This window comes from Ruegeria sp. AH7, from assembly GCF_056541325.1.
This window is the reverse complement of the sequence record NZ_JBQFYF010000001.1, coordinates 64,521-80,206: the sequence shown is the minus strand read 5'-3', so window position 1 is coordinate 80,206 and position 15,686 is coordinate 64,521. Positions and strand designations below refer to the sequence as shown.

18 protein-coding genes and 1 other RNA gene are annotated in these 15,686 nt (G+C 57.9%); 6 read left to right on the top strand and 13 right to left on the bottom strand.

Translation table 11 applies throughout. The features are described from left to right. From ACR0JX_RS00415 to ACR0JX_RS00405, 3 genes are all read right to left on the bottom strand, one after another. Nucleotides 1–735, bottom strand: a complete 735-nt coding sequence (locus ACR0JX_RS00415; protein WP_480540430.1) for a YbaY family lipoprotein — start codon at nt 733–735, stop codon at nt 1–3. A gap of 97 nt (nt 736–832) precedes the next feature. Beyond that, on the bottom strand, nt 833–2,611 hold the full coding sequence (locus ACR0JX_RS00410; protein WP_480540428.1) for an SLC13 family permease: 1,779 nt from the start codon (nt 2,609–2,611) through the stop codon (nt 833–835). A 76-nt stretch (nt 2,612–2,687) separates the two neighbouring features. Then, nucleotides 2,688–3,500 (bottom strand): TIGR00282 family metallophosphoesterase, encoded by an 813-nt coding sequence (locus ACR0JX_RS00405; protein ID WP_480540426.1) that lies wholly within the window; start codon nt 3,498–3,500, stop codon nt 2,688–2,690. An 88-nt stretch (nt 3,501–3,588) separates the two neighbouring features. Between ACR0JX_RS00405 and ACR0JX_RS00400 the strand changes: the two genes are divergently transcribed. Beyond that, nucleotides 3,589–3,816: a putative hemolysin gene (locus ACR0JX_RS00400; RefSeq protein ID WP_480540424.1), complete on the top strand. Its 228-nt coding sequence runs from the start codon at nt 3,589–3,591 to the stop codon at nt 3,814–3,816. On the opposite strand, the gene ACR0JX_RS00395 is transcribed toward ACR0JX_RS00400, so the two are convergent. Together ACR0JX_RS00395 and mgtE are read right to left on the bottom strand one after the other, a co-directional pair. After that, nucleotides 3,813–4,376, bottom strand: coding sequence for a 5-formyltetrahydrofolate cyclo-ligase (locus ACR0JX_RS00395; protein ID WP_480540422.1), 564 nt, complete (start codon nt 4,374–4,376; stop codon nt 3,813–3,815). The genes ACR0JX_RS00400 and ACR0JX_RS00395 overlap by 4 nt on opposite strands. Further along, entirely contained in the window at nt 4,373–5,767 is a 1,395-nt protein-coding gene (gene mgtE / locus ACR0JX_RS00390; RefSeq protein ID WP_480540420.1) for a magnesium transporter, read from the bottom strand. The genes ACR0JX_RS00395 and mgtE overlap by 4 nt, the downstream gene beginning before the upstream one ends. Nucleotides 5,768–5,906: 139 nt before the next feature. On the opposite strand from mgtE, the gene guaD reads away from it, so the two are divergent. Continuing rightward, nucleotides 5,907–7,193, top strand: coding sequence for a guanine deaminase (gene guaD, locus ACR0JX_RS00385; protein WP_480540418.1), 1,287 nt, complete (start codon nt 5,907–5,909; stop codon nt 7,191–7,193). Here the strand turns inward: guaD and ACR0JX_RS00380 are convergent. From ACR0JX_RS00380 to ACR0JX_RS00370, 3 genes are all read right to left on the bottom strand, one after another. Next, on the bottom strand, nt 7,190–8,527 hold the full coding sequence (locus ACR0JX_RS00380) for an 8-oxoguanine deaminase (protein WP_480540416.1): 1,338 nt from the start codon (nt 8,525–8,527) through the stop codon (nt 7,190–7,192). The two genes, guaD and ACR0JX_RS00380, sit on opposite strands and share 4 nt — an antisense overlap. Before the next feature lie 112 nt (nt 8,528–8,639). Further along, nucleotides 8,640–9,431: a histidinol-phosphatase gene (gene hisN / locus ACR0JX_RS00375; protein ID WP_480540414.1), complete on the bottom strand. Its 792-nt coding sequence runs from the start codon at nt 9,429–9,431 to the stop codon at nt 8,640–8,642. A 50-nt stretch (nt 9,432–9,481) separates the two neighbouring features. Beyond that, nucleotides 9,482–9,853 carry a helix-turn-helix domain-containing protein gene (locus ACR0JX_RS00370; protein WP_480501238.1) on the bottom strand — a complete coding sequence of 124 codons (372 nt, stop codon included), beginning with the start codon at nt 9,851–9,853 and terminating at the stop codon, nt 9,482–9,484. Nucleotides 9,854–10,174: 321 nt separating this feature from the next. On the opposite strand from ACR0JX_RS00370, the gene ACR0JX_RS00365 reads away from it, so the two are divergent. Further along, a complete protein-coding gene (locus tag ACR0JX_RS00365; RefSeq protein ID WP_480540412.1) occupies nt 10,175–11,131 on the top strand; it encodes an NADPH:quinone oxidoreductase family protein in 957 nt (318 codons plus the stop codon). 5 nt (nt 11,132–11,136) lie between these two features. Here the strand turns inward: ACR0JX_RS00365 and ACR0JX_RS00360 are convergent, their stop codons facing one another. Then, complete coding sequence (locus tag ACR0JX_RS00360; RefSeq protein ID WP_170531846.1) at nt 11,137–12,018, bottom strand: LysR family transcriptional regulator; 882 nt, start codon at nt 12,016–12,018, stop codon at nt 11,137–11,139. A gap of 127 nt (nt 12,019–12,145) precedes the next feature. Between ACR0JX_RS00360 and ACR0JX_RS00355 the strand changes: the two genes are divergently transcribed. Further along, nucleotides 12,146–12,355, top strand: coding sequence for a YjiS-like domain-containing protein (locus ACR0JX_RS00355; protein ID WP_480540410.1), 210 nt, complete (start codon nt 12,146–12,148; stop codon nt 12,353–12,355). A 183-nt stretch (nt 12,356–12,538) separates the two neighbouring features. Continuing rightward, nucleotides 12,539–13,318: a Bax inhibitor-1/YccA family protein gene (locus tag ACR0JX_RS00350; RefSeq protein ID WP_170531842.1), complete on the top strand. Its 780-nt coding sequence runs from the start codon at nt 12,539–12,541 to the stop codon at nt 13,316–13,318. A gap of 130 nt (nt 13,319–13,448) precedes the next feature. Here ACR0JX_RS00350 and ACR0JX_RS00345 read toward each other — a convergent pair whose 3' ends face one another. Further along, a complete protein-coding gene (locus ACR0JX_RS00345) occupies nt 13,449–13,955 on the bottom strand; it encodes a hypothetical protein (RefSeq protein ID WP_480540408.1) in 507 nt (168 codons plus the stop codon). Between ACR0JX_RS00345 and ACR0JX_RS00340 the strand changes: the two genes are divergently transcribed. Then, on the top strand, nt 13,954–14,151 hold the full coding sequence (locus ACR0JX_RS00340) for a hypothetical protein (protein ID WP_480540406.1): 198 nt from the start codon (nt 13,954–13,956) through the stop codon (nt 14,149–14,151). The two genes, ACR0JX_RS00345 and ACR0JX_RS00340, sit on opposite strands and share 2 nt — an antisense overlap. Before the next feature lie 12 nt (nt 14,152–14,163). Here the strand turns inward: ACR0JX_RS00340 and rpmG are convergent, their stop codons facing one another. The 3 genes from rpmG to rnpB form a co-directional block, all read right to left on the bottom strand. Then, nucleotides 14,164–14,331 (bottom strand): 50S ribosomal protein L33, encoded by a 168-nt coding sequence (gene rpmG, locus ACR0JX_RS00335; RefSeq protein WP_005630270.1) that lies wholly within the window; start codon nt 14,329–14,331, stop codon nt 14,164–14,166. Nucleotides 14,332–14,456: 125 nt separating this feature from the next. Beyond that, the gene (locus ACR0JX_RS00330) at nt 14,457–15,164 is read right to left on the bottom strand and encodes a DUF533 domain-containing protein (protein WP_480540404.1); all 708 of its coding nucleotides are present in this window, start codon (nt 15,162–15,164) and stop codon (nt 14,457–14,459) included. Between the two features lie 118 nt (nt 15,165–15,282). Next, nucleotides 15,283–15,682, bottom strand: an RNA gene (rnpB, locus tag ACR0JX_RS00325) — RNase P RNA component class A. Nucleotides 15,683–15,686 lie beyond the last annotated feature (4 nt).

The following is a 15,686-nucleotide window of genomic DNA, read 5'->3' as shown; positions in this document are numbered from 1 at the left end:
TTACTGTTTGCGTACCAGTTTGATGACCGGCTCACCCGCCCCATCCAACAGCGCCAATGCGTCCCCTTGCCGCACAAAACTCGTGATGGTTTGCAGCGCTTTGAGAAACTCACGTTCGACCTCATCCAACGGGGGTGGGCACGCCATTAGGGTTGCGGCCATATTGTCCGGAAAGTCGATTTGGTTGCTGGATATCTCGGCCTGACCAGTGAACCGATTGCACCCACCAGTCCCGGAGAAGGCGCCGTTTTGCGCAAAGATCAGCTCTGGCGTTCGCTCAGTTTCTATCGGAGCGCCGTTCAGCGTTGCGGCAATCCATTCTGTGTTGTCCAGTGATGGTTCACTCTGCACCTGAACCAAGATCAGATCGACCGCATCATCGGCACCGTTTGTCAGAACCGGGTAACTGGTATCTGTAGTGAACAACAGCCTTTGACCCTGCGAAATCGACGCACGAACGCTATAGCGGTGTCCGTCCTGGATCAGTGCGTCGTCATAAGTCAGCTCAAAATGTGCAGGAACACCTGTCAGCGCATAGCGTTGAGCGGCCAAGGTCACAGCAGGTGCGTCCGCCAGAGAGACATCCTGAAGTTCGACAAACAAGGTGGCATCTGGCGGCACAGCGATCCGTTCACGATAGGTGGCGGATCCTTCGACGGTTCCGGCGATACCCGCCTGACCCATTCCCGTCAGCAAAGCCGTTGCTGCGCAAATTGCGGTTACTCTCGCAGACATGATCCAATTCCTTCTGCACAATCACATGCACAAAGCTTTGTATGTTCGCGTGATTTTACAAGGGTTGCCCCAGCGGGACGGCAAGCTTGCGCCGATTTTACAGAGGCCAGATCAACGGAATCAACAGCGATGCCAGCAGCCCAACCGTCAGGTTGAGCGGTATGCCTACCTTCATAAAATCAGTAAACCTGTACCCGCCGGGACCATAGACCATCATGTTGGTCTGATATCCAATGGGCGTCGCAAAAGACGCCGAAGCCGCAACCATGACAGCGACAACCAAGGGGCGTGGATCCATCCCGACAGCTTGCGCCAACCCGATGGCGATAGGTGTAACCACAACTGCAACCGCATTGTTCGATACCAGTTCAGTTAAGACCGAGGTCAGTAGATATACCGCCCATATGATCAAGAAAGGTGGCAATAGCCCAAGCGAAGGCGCGATCGCTTCGACAATCAGCGACACTGCACCCGAAGCATCGAGAGCGGCCCCGATGGCAAGCATTGCAAAAATGAGGGCTAGCAGACGGCCCTCAACAAAGGAAAACGCCTCATCCGCATCGATGCAACGCGTGACCAGGACGACTGCGACCGCCAAAATCGACAGTAATAGGATTGGCGCGACACCCAGCGCAGCCAGCGCGACGATGCCAACCAGTGCACCAATAGCAATCGGTGCATGGCTGCGACGAAAGGCACGGGCCGAAGGTTGGGTGACGTCGACCATATCCATATCGGCGGCCAGTTTCTGAATGTCGGCAGGTGAGCCTTCCAACAACAAAGTATCGCCCACGCGAACGACCAGATCATCCAACTGTCGGCCGATATTCTGGTTCCGACGATGAACCGCCAGAACATAAACACCATAGCGCCGTCGCAGCCTGAGCGCCCCAAGTGTGCGTCCAACCATACGACAGCCCGGAGTGATCAGTACCTCGACCGTTTTGGTCTCAATCGCCGACACCTGATCAACCCGCTTTAGCTCTTTGTTGCGTTGCAGGCTCAAAAGTTCGGTCATCTCGGTGCGCAGAACCACCCGATCACCCACATCGAGCGTCACGCCTTGCAGATTGCGACGCAGCGAGTCATCGCCGCGCACAACGTCGATCAGTCGTACGCCGGGGCGTTTGAACAACTGCACGCCGGTTACTTCGCGCCCGATCAAGTTGCTGTCGGGTGGGATGACGGCCTCGGTAAAGAACTTCATCTTGGAGCGATCGCTAAGCAGCGATGCCATACTGTCGCGCTCCGGCAGCAGGCGGGGCGCAACAAAGCGCAGGTAGACCATGCCATAGATGACGAGCGCGATGCCCAGCGGGGTAACCTCGAAAATCGTGAAGGGCTGCATACCCTGCGCGCGGGCAACACCATCCACCAGCAGGTTGGTCGAGGTTCCGATCAGGGTCAGCGTTCCACCCAGAATGGCCGCATAGCTCAGCGGGATCAGCAGTTTCGAGGCTGGTACATTCAGCGTGCGCGCGATCTGGACAAAGACCGGGATCATCACAACAACAACGGGCGTGTTAGAGACCACCGCCGAGGCCAGAACCACAAATGCCATAAGCAAGGCGATGGCAATCTTCGGGTTCACTTGCGCCTGTTTCTGCGCAGTCGAGGTAAAGGCATCCAGTGCCCCGGTTCGCACCAGTGCCCCCATGATGATGAACATCGCCGCAATGGTCCAAGGGGCGGGATTTGACAGGACGGCCAGCGCGCTTTGATAGGGCAGTATTCCCGTCACAAGCATCAAAGCAACACCACCGATGGCGACCACCTCGGTCGGGTAAACTTCTCGCAGGAACATGACGAACATGCCCGCAACAATCAAAAGCGCCAGAATTGCGCTGCCGGTGTCTGTCAGTGAAAGGAAGTGCATTCGTGGTATTCTGTCCGAACCCTGGCCCAAGCGCCTGACGGGTAGTTTCCCGCATTGCGCGAGGCAGGGCAAGCCTTTACGGACCCGTTTGCTCTAGCCGCCCACCGACGCGTACCATGCGCACGGTTTTTGTACTGCCGTCCTGATCGTTGGTCTCGACGAATACACCGCTCAACGTTGCCTCGCCATTCGCGGGGGTGAATCGAGCTTTTGGCATACCGGTAATGAACCGGCGCAGCGGCTCGACCTTGTCCATACCAATGACCGAGTCATAGTCGCCGCACATCCCCGCATCCGTCAGATAGGCCGTGCCACCGGGCAGGATCTGCGAGTCTGCCGTGGGCACATGTGTGTGTGTCCCCACCACGAGGCTGGCGCGTTTGTCGCAATAATGGCCCATCGCCATCTTTTCGGACGTCGCCTCGCAATGCATATCGACGATGATCGCGTTCGCCTGCCCGCCGCGCGGGTGGGATTTCAGGATCGGTTCAATGGCCGAGAACGGGTCGTCAAAGGGCCGTTTCATGAAGACCTGCCCCAGCACCTGAACCACCAGCACCTTTCGGCCTCCAGGCGCGTTGAACAAGCGATGCCCGCGCCCCGGTGCGCCTTTGGCAAAGTTCACCGGGCGCACGATGCGCGGCTCTTTCTCGATGAACTGCAGCATATCTTTCTGGTCGAAGGCATGATCGCCCAACGTCACACAATCTGCACCTGCATCCAGCAACAGCTTGGAGTGATCGCCGGTCAGGCCCATCCCGTTCGAGGCGTTCTCGCCATTGACCACAACGAAATCCAGCCGCCACTCATCGCGCAGACGCGGCAGATGCTGCTGGATGGCCGTGCGTCCCGCGCGGCCCATGACGTCACCCAGAAAAAGTATCCTCATGCCAACCGTCCTAAGTGTGGTCAATGCCAAGCACAAGCGGTTAAACTATGGCGATAGAGCGCAAAACTGCATTGGATCGGAGACATTCATGACCCGCCAACTGATTTTCGCCGCCCTTCTTGCCCCCCTCGCCGCCTGCGATCAGCCTTCGGAGCCCACGACCGGGCTGGCCAACCCGGCAGCGACCTTCTGCGGCGAAAAAGGTGGGCAGTATCAGATCGTCGATGGCGAGGATGGCCAAACCGGGACATGCACCCTGCCCGATGGCTCAACGCAGGATGCATGGGAGTATTTCCGAGCCGAGAATATGGGTTAGCCCCCGAAACTCAGCACTCGGCTCTCGGTAATGACCATGTTCAGCGGCTGATCTGTGGGTTCCAGCGGTAGCCCCTCGGCCTCTTGCGCATCAAAGGCAAAGCCGATGGCCAGCGTCGGACGCTTGGCGCGCAACCCTTCCAGCGTGCGGTCATAGAATCCGCCACCATACCCCAGGCGCCCGCCCTGCGCATCGAAGGCCACCAGTGGAACGATCAGGATTTCGGGGTCGAAATAGTCGTCAACCTCAGGCACTTTTGCGCCAAAAGGACCGTCTTTCAACTTGCCTTCCGGTGTCCAGCGCGAGAACTTAAGCGGCTGACCGGCAGCCTCAATAACCGGAACACCAACCGGACCATAGGCCGAAGCCTCAGCCATGCCAGGCAGCGGGTCGATCTCGGTTCGGATCGGCATGTAGCCGGACAGCGGCACACCGCGGTAGCCTGCCAAAACCTCGGACAGACGTCCTGCGGCTCCGGGCAGGCGCGCATCAAACGCGGCTTTGCGACGGGCGAAGGCCGCTTTGCGCGCTGAAGCCTTGATTTCAGTCAGATCGGTCACAAAAGCACCACGCTGGCCAGTCCTAAGAAGATAAAGAACCCCATGACATCCGTTGTGGTCGTCACAAATGTCCCCGAAGCCAGAGCGGGGTCAACACCCAGTCGGTCCAGCACCACAGGTACTACCGTACCCGCGAAACCCGCGATGATCATGTTCACGACCAAGGCTGATCCAATCACGACGCCCAGCAGTGGAGAATCAAACCAGAGCATTCCTACCGTCCCCAACACGATGGCAAAACACAGCCCGTTCAGCATGCCGACCAACAGCTCTCGCCGGATCACGCGCATGACATTGGCGGCAGTCAGATCGCGCGTCGCCAGCGCCCGCACCGCAACAGTCAGCGATTGGGTCCCCGCATTCCCCCCCATCGAGGCCACAATCGGCATCAGGATCGCCAGCGCCACCAACTGATCGATCGCCGCCTCGAATTGTGAAATCACCAGCGAGGCGCAGATGGCCGTACACAGGTTCACCGCCAGCCACGGCAAACGCCGACGACTTGTTGCGGCAACGCTGTCCGACAGCGAGCTTTCGTCGCTGACACCGGCGAGACGCAGAATGTCTTCCTCATGCTCCTCGTCAAGAACCACCATCGCGTCGTCAATGGTGATTACGCCGACCAGTCGGCCATCAGCATCCACAACTGGGGCCGAGATTAGGTGATACTGGTTGAACGCGTAGGCCACATCCTCTTCGTCCTGATCAACGGGAATGACATGAAATTCCTCTTCCGTCAGATCATGCAGGGGAACCTCGCGCCGGGTTGCCATCAGCTTGCCCAAGGTAACTTGTGCCACGGGTTTCAGGCGCGGATCGACCAGAACGACGTGATAGAACTGTTCAGGCAAGTCGTCATTGGCGCGCATGAAATCGATGGCCTGGCCCACTGTCCAGTGTTCGGGCGCCATGACCACCTCGCGCTGCATAAGGCGACCGGCCGAGTTTTCCGGATAGGCAAGCGCCTGCTCTGCCGCGACGCGCTCGGAATCCTCCAGCGCGTCCAAAATGGTTTCCTGCTGCGGCTCTTCAAGGTCTTCCAGCAGGTCAACGACATCGTCACTTTCCATGTCCCGAACGGCTTCGGCCAGAACATCGGGATTCAGGACACTGATGACTTCTTCTCGGACCGATTCATCCAGTTCTGAGAGAATGTCGCCGTCAAATTCCTTGTCATACAGACGGATCAGCCGGGCACGGTCATAAGGGTTGATCTGTTCCAAAAGGTCGGCGATGTCGGCTGCGTGCAGCGGCTCCATCAGCTCGATCAGCTTGGCCCGATCATCCACGTCCACGGCATAGAGAATGGTCGCGACAGTCCGGCGATCCAGCGCATAGGCATCCTCGTCAGAGGTCGAGTCACTTACGGGTTCATCAAAGCCTGTCGTCATATCTGCCCCCGTTTAGTCGGTCATTGATCCCTAATTAGAAGAAGCAGCTACCGGAAAACAATGACAATACGCCGATTTACCCGCATCTTTCGCCCGCATATGCTGATCCGTGGCCTCAAATAGCTAGGGAACAGGGCGAATGGTGCAAAAGACGCTTTTGAAAGGGCGCATACTGAGTTTCGACGGATCGCCCTTTGACGGGGTACCTACCGACGCGACCCGTCTGGACGAGGCGCTGGTGATCGAAGACGGGCGCGTGCAAGCTGTCGGTTCACTGGACACGCTGGCCGATGCTCATCCGGGTGCCGAAACTCGGGACTATGGCAACCACCTGATCATGGCCGGTTTTGTGGACCCTCACGTCCATTACCCGCAAACCGCCATGATCGCGAGCTGGGGCAAACGGCTGATCGACTGGCTGAACACCTATACCTTCCCCGAAGAGATGAAGTTCGGCGATACCAACTATGCGACCGAGATCGCGAACCGCTATCTCGACCTGACAACGGCGCATGGCACCACCACCATGTGCAGCTTCTGCACGATCCATCCCGAAAGCGTCGATGCGTTCTTCTCGGTCGCGCAACAACGCGGGCAACGGGTTGTAGCTGGCAAAACCTGCATGGATCGCAACGCGCCTGAGGGTTTGCAGGACAATGCGCAAACAGCGTATGACCAGTCCGCGGCGCTGCTGGAGAAATGGCACCACGTGGATCGTCTGTCTTACGCGATCACACCTCGGTTTTCGCCCACATCCACGCCTGAACAGCTTGAGGCTTTGGGGGCGCTTTGGGCAGAACATCCACATTGCCTGATGCAAACCCATCTGAGCGAGCAGACGGATGAGATCGAATGGGTTAGGTCGCTGTTCCCGAATGCGCGGGACTATCTGGACACCTATGAGAAATTCGGTCTTCTAGGTCGAAATGGTCTTTACGGTCACGTTATCCATCTGGAAGACCGTGAACGCGACAGGTTGCGTGAAGTTGATGCAGCGCTGGTGCATTGCCCGACTTCGAACACCTTCATCGGCTCGGGCCTGTTTGACATGAATGGGTTGATCCATGACGGCCACCGGGTCGGGTTGGCGACCGATACCGGCGGCGGGTCCAGCTTTTCGATGCTGCGCACGATGGCCGCCGCTTATGAGATCGGCCAACTGCGCGGGCGCCCTCTGCATCCGGCGCAATTGCTGTGGCTGGGTACAGTCGGATCAGCCCGGACACTGCGGATGGACGACTGCATCGGCAACGTCGCCCCGGGGATGGAGGCCGATCTGGTTGTCATCGACCTTGCCTCGACCCCAGCCATCGCCCAGCGCGAGGCCCATGCGGATGATCTGTGGGAAGCAGTCTTCCCGACCATCATGATGGGCGACGACCGCGCCATTGCCGACGTCTGGATCAACGGGCAGCGCGCGGGTTAATCCCGCAACGCCCGCGCCAATGCGTTCTGCCGCTCAATGGCCAACGGCAAGTCAATCGTTGCAATATGACCGTCCCGTACGATCTGACGCCCCTCGACGAACAGGTGTTTGACCTGCATAGGCCCGGCCAACAGCAAAGCAGCGGGGTCCCAGCTGCCCGCGCTTTCGAGGCTTGTACGGGTATCCCAAACGGCGATATCAGCCCGTTTACCCGGCATCAATCGCCCACAATCGGGCCGCCCCAGCACATCCGCGCCACCCCGTGTGGCAATCTCCAGCGCTTCGCGGGCCGACATGGCGTCGGCCCCGTTTGTGACACGTTGCAAGAGCATCGCCTGCCGCGCCTCAAGCATCAGATTGCCGTTGTCATTGCTGGCCGACCCATCCGCGCCGAGCCCAACATTCACGCCCTGATCGCGCATGGTTCGCACCGGTGCGATACCCGATCCGAGACGGCAGTTCGAACAAGGGCAATGGGCTACCCCGGTTCCGGATTTCGAGAACAGATCGATCTCGGCCCCGTCCAGCTTGACGCAATGCGCGTGCCAGACATCGGGGCCGGTCCAGCCTAGATCCTCGGCATATTGGCCCGGACGGCAGCCAAATTGCGCCTGGGAATAAGCGATATCTTCGTCATTCTCGGCCAAATGGGTGTGCAGCATGACGCCCTTATCGCGCGCCAGCAGAGCGGCATCGCGCATCAGGTCCCGGCTGACTGAAAAGGGCGAACAGGGCGCGAGGCCAACCCGGCACATCGATCCCTCGCTCGGATCATGGAACGCATCCACAACGCGGATCATGTCGTTCAGGATATCATTTTCAGCCTCAACCAGACTGTCCGGCGGCAGGCCCCCGTCACTTTCGCCAATGCTCATCGCGCCGCGGGTGGGATGAAAGCGTAGGCCCAGGTCCGAGGCGGCGGAAATCGTATCCTCCAGCCGTGCGCCATTGGGATAGAGGTACAGGTGATCGGAACTGAGGGTGCAGCCGGATAGTGCCAGCTCGGCCAGCCCGATCTGGGCTGAGGTAAACATCTGCTCCGGCCCGAACCGCGCCCAGATGGGATAGAGCGTTTGCAGCCAGCCAAACAGCAACGCGTCCTGCCCGCCCGGAACCGCGCGGGTCAGGGTCTGGTAAAGGTGATGATGCGTGTTCACCAGACCCGGCGTGACCACGCAGCCCCCGGCATCATGCATCTCGCCCGTTGTCGTCAGCCCGTGACCAAGTTGCGAGATCTGGCCGTTGCGGATCAGGATATCTGCATCGTTTAGCTCGCGACGGTCATCATCCATGGTCAGGATGGTATCTGCGTTTTTGATAAGAAATTCAGTCATAGCGGCACTCCTGCAATTGCCTGTCTCATGCAAGGAATGCGAGGCCGGTGGAAAACAGGCGTAAGAACCGGCTGATACCGGTTTAGCGTCAGGGCGTTACTGGGGCAATGGTTTAGTAGGTGCGCAGGATGTCTAGCGCGGCCGCATGAATCTCGGCATTGGCAGCTGCAAGGGCACGTCCACCATTATGCGCGGGTCCGCCTTGCCAATCGGTTACGATGCCACCAGCAGCCTCGATCACCGCAATCGGAGCTTGAATATCATAGGCGTTCAACCCCGCCTCGATCACCAGATCCGCCTGTCCCGCAGCCAGCAGCGCGTAGGCATAGCAATCCATGCCATAGCGCGTCAGTTGTACCTGTTTTGACACAGCTTCGAACCCTGCGCGATCTTCAGAGGTGCCGACTTCAGGGAAGGTTGTGAACAGGGTGGCTTGTTCGAGCGTCTTTACTGCACGCGTCGCCAACTGTGATGTGCCCAAGGGCCCGGTCAGCTGCGCAATCTCGGACGACCCTCTGAACCGTTCGCCTATATAGGGTTGATCGATCACCCCCAGTTCTGGGCCGGCTGAGGTGCTGAGCGCGATCAAAACGCCCCACGTCGGTGTGCCACTGACAAATCCGCGCGTTCCGTCGATTGGGTCCAGAACCCAAACGCGACCGCTTTGGCCTTCGGACTGGCCATACTCTTCACCTAAGATGCCGTCATCGGGGCGAAGACGTTGCAACACCTCGCGCATTGCTTTTTCAGCCGCGCGATCTGCGATAGTGACGGGATCAAACCCGCCTTCCAGCTTGTTAGCGGTTTCAAGATCGTGTTGGCGAAAATGCGGAAGAATGGCCGCGCGCGCCGCGTCGGCCATTTCTTCAGCAACATCCATATCGGTCAGATGGGTCTGGTGCATGGGCCACTGGTGCGGCCAACGCCTGTCAAAGTCAAGCGCGCGCGATCAGATCACGCTACGTCACTCAGAACCCGTGCCAATTCGAACAGACGGCGGCGCTGATTTTCCGGGATTGCGTAGTAAGAGCGCACCAGATCCAACGCTTCCTTATCCCCCATCAGGTCCGCAGGCACAGACTTCTTTTCATCCGCGCTTTTCTGAACCTCTTCCAGCCCTTCAAAGAAAAAGCTGACAGGAACTTCCAATGCCTCAGCAATGTCCCAAAGGCGAGAAGCACTGATTCGGTTGGCACCGGTTTCGTATTTTTGGATCTGTTGAAACTTGATACCAACTTGCTGCGCCAATTGCTGTTGGGTCATCCCAATCAGCCAGCGGCGATGCCGAACGCGCTTGCCCACATGGACATCGACGTGATGAGTCATTGGTATTCTCCTTTAGTACACAAACATCTGATCGGGATTGCGCGACGTCCGGTATCGCAACATTAGAGAATGGAATTTAACCATTCCCTAATACGGATCGTGCCTCCCCCGATTACAGCACTAGCTGCCTTTATTACTTTTTTTTGATCATTTTTCAAGATGGTTGAGTCATGCAGCCAGAACGATGGTTTATGGTTGTGTCCCTGATTGGCCAAAGCCGCGAACACCGTGTTGCTTTTTGGGTCAAGCTCGGCCGCCCAATATCATTGACAAGTCCCGTGCAAAACGCACCTATGCCCGGTGCAGGGAGATGATCAGATTATGCAGGCATTTCACATTCAATCCGCAGGTGAGCAGGCCAAGCTTTGCCAGATCACCACACCTAATCCCTCCTTGGGTCAGGTGCGCGTTGCGATCAAAGCCTGCGGGCTGAATTTTGCCGACCTTCTGATGCAAAAAGGGACATATCAGGACACGCCCGCCGCTCCGTTCACATTGGGGATGGAGGTTGCGGGTGTCATAGATGCGGTGGGTGCCGATGTAAGCGGCATCAGCATTGGTGATCGCGTGGCCGTCTATTCAGGACAGGGTGGGCTGGCGGAATTTGGGGTTTTTGACGCCGCACGGGTGATATCACTGCCCGACACGATCAGCTTCGAAGAGGCGGCGGCGATCCAGATCGCATATGGAACCAGCCACCTGGCACTGGATCACCGTGCCAGGTTGCAGCCGGGTGAAACACTGCTGGTTACCGGCGCGGCGGGCGGGGTTGGCCTGACAGCGGTCGAGATTGGTAAGTTGATGGGGGCAACCGTGATCGCGCAGGCACGCGGGGCGGACAAGCTGGCCGTTGCCAAAGCTGCGGGCGCAGATCACTTGATCGACACCTCAGAAGACCTAAGAGACGCGGTCAAAGCGTTGGGTGGCGCAGATGTCGTCTATGACGCAATCGGTGGCGACGTGTTCAAAGCGGCCTTTCGGGCCACGAACCCCGAAGGGCGTCTGCTGCCCATCGGGTTTGCCGGTGGCGAGATTCCGCAAATTCCTGCCAATCACCTACTGGTCAAAAACCTGACGGTGATTGGCTTCTATATTGGCGGTTATCTGACCTTCCGACCCGAAATCGTAAGGGACAGTTTCAACACGTTGTTTCGCTGGCACAGTGAAGGCAAGATCAAGCCGCATATCAGCCACATCTTACCCTTGTCCGAAGTCGCACAGGGAATGCAGCTGCTGAAAGAACGCAAGTCCACCGGCAAGGTCGTTATCACAATCTAAACGACCTATCCCGCGACCGCACGCAGCTGGCTGCCCCCGAGCATGCGGAAATTCTGCCTGACCAGATGCGCCAAGGCATCGACAATCGGATCCCGCCCTTCATTGCCGCCATAGAGGTTGATCATATGGGCAGGCAATTCCGGAAGCGCACCACCTGATTCAATCTGTTCCAGATGCGCGGCCTCGGTTCCGTCCAGCATGGCATGAACGGCCAGATCGGCACTGACGGTGGCTTCGATGGTTCGGTCATTCTCGGTTTCCACCGACAATTCCCAAGGGATGCCAGCCGCGTCCAATGCCGCGATCACCTGCGGGCGGAACAGGCACCGGCGCCCCAAAGCCAAGGGCAATGGACGCTTCCGCCAGGCAGACCCGCCCTGCGCACCGATCCAGCGCAGCGGTAGTTCAGCGATGGTTTCGGACCCATCAACAGGGGTCGGCTCGGTGGTCAGGATCACATCGCATTCGCCCCGCTTGAGCATGTCTTTTAACTGTAACGAATAGGATGACACCAGTTGCACCCGTACCCGTGGAAAGTCGGTGTTGAACCGTTGCAGAACGCGCGGGATGGCCGGGTAGACAATGTCATGTGGTACGCCCAGCACCACTTCGCCCTCGAACGCCTGATCAGTCAGTTTCGAGATCACCTCGTCATTCAGCGCGATCATTCGACGCGCATAGGTCAATAACTGCTCACCCGAGGCGGTGAGCGCGATCGTGCGCCCACTGCGATCCAGCAGTTCAAGGCCCAGCAACTCCTCTAGACGCTTAAGCTGCATCGAAACGGCAGACTGTGTCAGATGCAGAAAACCAGCCGCGCGGGTGACCCCACCCTGATCGGCAACCGCCATGAACGAGCGTAAGGTGGTAATGTCCAGATTCCGCATCTTCACGATCCCTTATGTGACTCATCAAAAATATTCGTTTTTAAAATATGACATGGTTTGCCATATACATCAAGGAAGTTGATTGGTTTTCGGGAAACCATCAGAGAATGCAGAAAGGACAATGATTATGACCCAAATTGCACTCAAACAGACCCGTCAAAACGCAACGCGCCCTATGATGTCGTTGATCCAACACATGTTAGCAGTGAGGCGCCAGCGCCGCCGATTGATGCAGCTGGACAATACGTCTTTGGAAGACATGGGAATTACCCGAGAAGAGGCGATGGAAGAAGCGCGCCGCTACCTTTGGGATGCCCCAAACTACTGGAAAAGATGACTCGTATGCTCATGTTTTTAAGGCGATAGGTGACGCTGGGTTGCCTATCGCCTTTTTTGTTACGTGTTTTAGTCGGTTTTCCGCCGGAAACTCTTGAAATACAGCCCCTAGTTGCCGATATTTAACGAGAAACCGCCCCGCTTTGCCGGGGCGTAATAACACGAGCTAAAGGGAGACCCTTTGATGGCACAATTCGACACGGTCCGGACGGTATCCGGCGCGCGCGCCGCCGAGATTGATCAGGGCCTGCGCGCCCATATGAACAAAGTCTACGGCACAATGTCCGTCGGCATGCTGATCACAGCATTGGCAGCCTGGGCGATTGCCGGGCTTGCGGTCACCAGCGACCCGTCAAATGCAGTGGCGCAGATCGGCGCTGACCGTTATCTGACCAGCCTGGGCGGAACCCTGTTTCTTTCGCCGCTGAAGTGGGTTGTCATGTTTGCACCGCTGGCCTTTATCCTGTTCGGCTGGGGCGCTCTGATGCGTCGCGGTTCCGCCGCGACTGTTCAGCTTGGCTTCTTTGTCTTCGCGGCCGTGATGGGCGTGTCGATGAGTTCGATCTTTATGATCTTTACGCCTTACTCGATCACACAGACCTTCCTGGTCACCGCAATCGCGTTTGGTGGTCTTAGCCTCTATGGCTACACCACCAAGCGGAACCTCAGCGGCATGGGCACCTTTCTTATGATGGGTGTGATCGGCCTGCTGGTGGCGATGGTGATCAACCTGTTCCTGCAATCGGGCGTGATGATGCTGGCCATCTCGGCCATCGGTATCCTGATCTTTGCGGGTCTGACCGCCTACTACACGCAGGACATCAAGAACACATATGTCGCACATGCCGCACATGGCGATCAGGAATGGCTGGACAAAGCCGCCTTTGACGGCGCGCTGAGCCTGTACATCTCGTTCCTGAACATGTTCCAGTTCCTGCTGATGTTCATGGGGCAACAGGAATAAAGCTTCACAGCATTGCAAATGCATATGGGCCGGTCGAAAGACCGGCCCTTTTCTTTTGTCCAACGTCATGTTGCAAAAGAAAACCCCCGCCTTTTAAGCGGGGGTATCCGAATAGAGATTGTTGGCTGTACTAGCTGCAGTTCAGTGGAACGGCAAAACCAGAGCTGCGGCTTGACGATCCTTTTCCGAAAACATCACCAGTTGCCAGACAGCCTGTAAAGCGTTCGGTCTCGTCTCCAAAGATTGCACCGATCGAGTTATCCACGCGTGTCGCGCTGTTGCGGGTGCGCAGAACACCATAGACCGTGCCGTTCACATCGACCGTGCTAAGGAACAGATCGGTCGCGCTGCCAGACAATTGCACCGCGTTGTCCGGGCTCACACCACCATTGTCGATGGCCACCCGCGCCTTTTTGATAGGGTCAACCTGATCACTAATTACAGCGATGGTTGGCAGTTCGGCCAACTCTGCCGGAACATTGGTCGCTGGCGGTACAAAGGCGACCGCGCCGGGAACGTCCGAGATGGTGCGGGGTTCTCCATCAATTCCAGTGAACCCAACACCTTGCCGGTTAAAGGGATCTTCACAGGCCGCAAGGGCCAGAACGATGGTTGTGGATAACAAGATTTTTTTCATGGCGCTCAACATTTTGTGGCGGTTTGCTGAACCGTACTTGCAGGGTTTGGTAAAAAGCAAGCCGCAGGCAAAACGATTGGCCCCAAGCGTGATGCGTCGCTGCAACGGCCCGTTGACCGATCGGATCGCTGTATTGCTTGTCACCGGGCAAGAAAAAAAGGCTCTGCCAAAGCAGAGCCTTTCCCGAAAGTCTTAGCAGAACGGCAGATTACTTGATCTTGCCTTCCTTGTACTCGACATGCTTGCGAGCGACCGGGTCGTATTTGCGAACGGTCATTTTCTCGGTCATGGTGCGCGCGTTTTTCTTGGTCACGTAGAAGTGGCCCGTGCCCGCGGTCGAGTTCAGACGGATCTTGATTGTCGTCGGCTTCGCCATGGTTATCTCCTGCGTCCGAAAAGGCAGGGCCCTTCGGTTGAATTCCTATGAGCGTGCGCTTTTACGCTGTGCACCGCCCATGTCAAGGCCAATCACACCTTCAATGCGCAGGTTTCGTTGCTGACCTAACGAGGCAAGGTCGGTGCGCCCATATAGGTGTGAATTTGATCCCGTTCGGCCTCTGATAGGCTCAGAGCGGTTGCCAATTGAAGCAGGTAGGATGCCTCACGTTCGTTATCCAAACGAATCGCGGCCAAAGAGGTTGCGTAGATCTGTGCCTTGAGGGGCGCCCCCGCATCAGCAGCGAGTCCCATGACATCAATCGGCGCCTCCATCTGGTCGAGGACAAAGGCGCGTTCCTCGTCGCTGATGTCATCACCCAATTCGCCGATGATCGTTTGCTTTTCCTGTTCGTCCAGCTCTCCATCCGCCTTGGCGGCCTGGATCATCGCGCGCAGCATGAGTTTGGCCTGCTCCTCCATCGCAGCCCCGGCTGGGGTGCCGCTGAGCACTGTTTCCATCATATCGGCAGTTTGCTGGCCGCTAGTCTTGGCTGCACCCTGCATCGCGTTGAGCAAACCGCCCAAGCCCGCAGCCCCGGCTGCCCCGCCGCCCAGCCCCATCTTGCCGATCATGTCCTGCAATCCGGATGCGCCGCCCGGCATGCCAAACTGCTCGGCCATTTTGCCAAGCTGGTCCATGCCAAGACCACCGCCTGTGCCTTGCATCATGTTTTGCAAGCCGGCCATGCCGCCCATTTCCTTGTATTTCTCCATGCCCTTTGCTGCCGCAAAACCAACCGCCACGGATGCCAGTGTTTTAAGAAAACTCATACCACTCCTCCCGGGTTCACAAAATCCATGTACGTCAGGGTAACAGCAGACGGGTTCCGAGAATACTGGCTGTGTGGCTGTGGGCGGATCGCCACTTAGCGGTCGGGTGATTTGAGATACGCGCGGAGGGCCTGTAAGCCGGATCTTGTTCCGGGGTTGCCCCCTTCGATGACCATTCCTCTAGGCCGTGCATTGCTGCGCGGCTCAAGCTGCCAACCCGGTCCCTCTGGGCCAAGACGTGCTTAGCGGCGGTATCGGCTTGCGCCGACCGGCCCGCGCGGGGACCCTATTTGGCATTGCTCCCGGTGGGGCTTGCCGTGCCGTCGCTGTTGCCAGCGGCGCGGTGGGCTCTTACCCCACCGTTTCACCCTTACCTTTGACCAAAGCCGCAGGCGGTCTGATTTCTGTGGCGCTTTCCGTCGGGTTGCCCCGCCCGGGCGTTACCCGGCACCGTTGCCTTGTGGAGTCCGGACTTTCCTCTCGGGTCTTGCGACCCCAGTGGCCATCCGGCCCTCCGCGCAA

Excerpts from the sequence above, each read along its gene's own strand:
- ACR0JX_RS00400 (WP_480540424.1), top strand. The coding sequence starts at position 3,589 with ATGACCCGCCAACTGATTTTCGCCGCCCTTCTTGCCCCCCTCGCCGCC.
- ACR0JX_RS00330 (WP_480540404.1), bottom strand. The coding sequence starts at position 15,164 with ATGAGTTTTCTTAAAACACTGGCATCCGTGGCGGTTGGTTTTGCGGCA.
- ACR0JX_RS00365 (WP_480540412.1), top strand. The coding sequence starts at position 10,175 with ATGCAGGCATTTCACATTCAATCCGCAGGTGAGCAGGCCAAGCTTTGC.
- mgtE (WP_480540420.1), bottom strand. The coding sequence starts at position 5,767 with ATGACGACAGGCTTTGATGAACCCGTAAGTGACTCGACCTCTGACGAG.
- ACR0JX_RS00405 (WP_480540426.1), bottom strand. The coding sequence starts at position 3,500 with ATGAGGATACTTTTTCTGGGTGACGTCATGGGCCGCGCGGGACGCACG.
- ACR0JX_RS00350 (WP_170531842.1), top strand. The coding sequence starts at position 12,539 with ATGGCACAATTCGACACGGTCCGGACGGTATCCGGCGCGCGCGCCGCC.
- ACR0JX_RS00360 (WP_170531846.1), bottom strand. The coding sequence starts at position 12,018 with ATGCGGAATCTGGACATTACCACCTTACGCTCGTTCATGGCGGTTGCC.
- guaD (WP_480540418.1), top strand. The coding sequence starts at position 5,907 with ATGGTGCAAAAGACGCTTTTGAAAGGGCGCATACTGAGTTTCGACGGA.
- ACR0JX_RS00355 (WP_480540410.1), top strand. The coding sequence starts at position 12,146 with ATGACCCAAATTGCACTCAAACAGACCCGTCAAAACGCAACGCGCCCT.
- ACR0JX_RS00370 (WP_480501238.1), bottom strand. The coding sequence starts at position 9,853 with ATGACTCATCACGTCGATGTCCATGTGGGCAAGCGCGTTCGGCATCGC.
- ACR0JX_RS00415 (WP_480540430.1), bottom strand. The coding sequence starts at position 735 with ATGTCTGCGAGAGTAACCGCAATTTGCGCAGCAACGGCTTTGCTGACG.
- ACR0JX_RS00340 (WP_480540406.1), top strand. The coding sequence starts at position 13,954 with ATGGCGCTCAACATTTTGTGGCGGTTTGCTGAACCGTACTTGCAGGGT.
- ACR0JX_RS00345 (WP_480540408.1), bottom strand. The coding sequence starts at position 13,955 with ATGAAAAAAATCTTGTTATCCACAACCATCGTTCTGGCCCTTGCGGCC.
- ACR0JX_RS00410 (WP_480540428.1), bottom strand. The coding sequence starts at position 2,611 with ATGCACTTCCTTTCACTGACAGACACCGGCAGCGCAATTCTGGCGCTT.
- rpmG (WP_005630270.1), bottom strand. The coding sequence starts at position 14,331 with ATGGCGAAGCCGACGACAATCAAGATCCGTCTGAACTCGACCGCGGGC.
- hisN (WP_480540414.1), bottom strand. The coding sequence starts at position 9,431 with ATGCACCAGACCCATCTGACCGATATGGATGTTGCTGAAGAAATGGCC.
- ACR0JX_RS00380 (WP_480540416.1), bottom strand. The coding sequence starts at position 8,527 with ATGACTGAATTTCTTATCAAAAACGCAGATACCATCCTGACCATGGAT.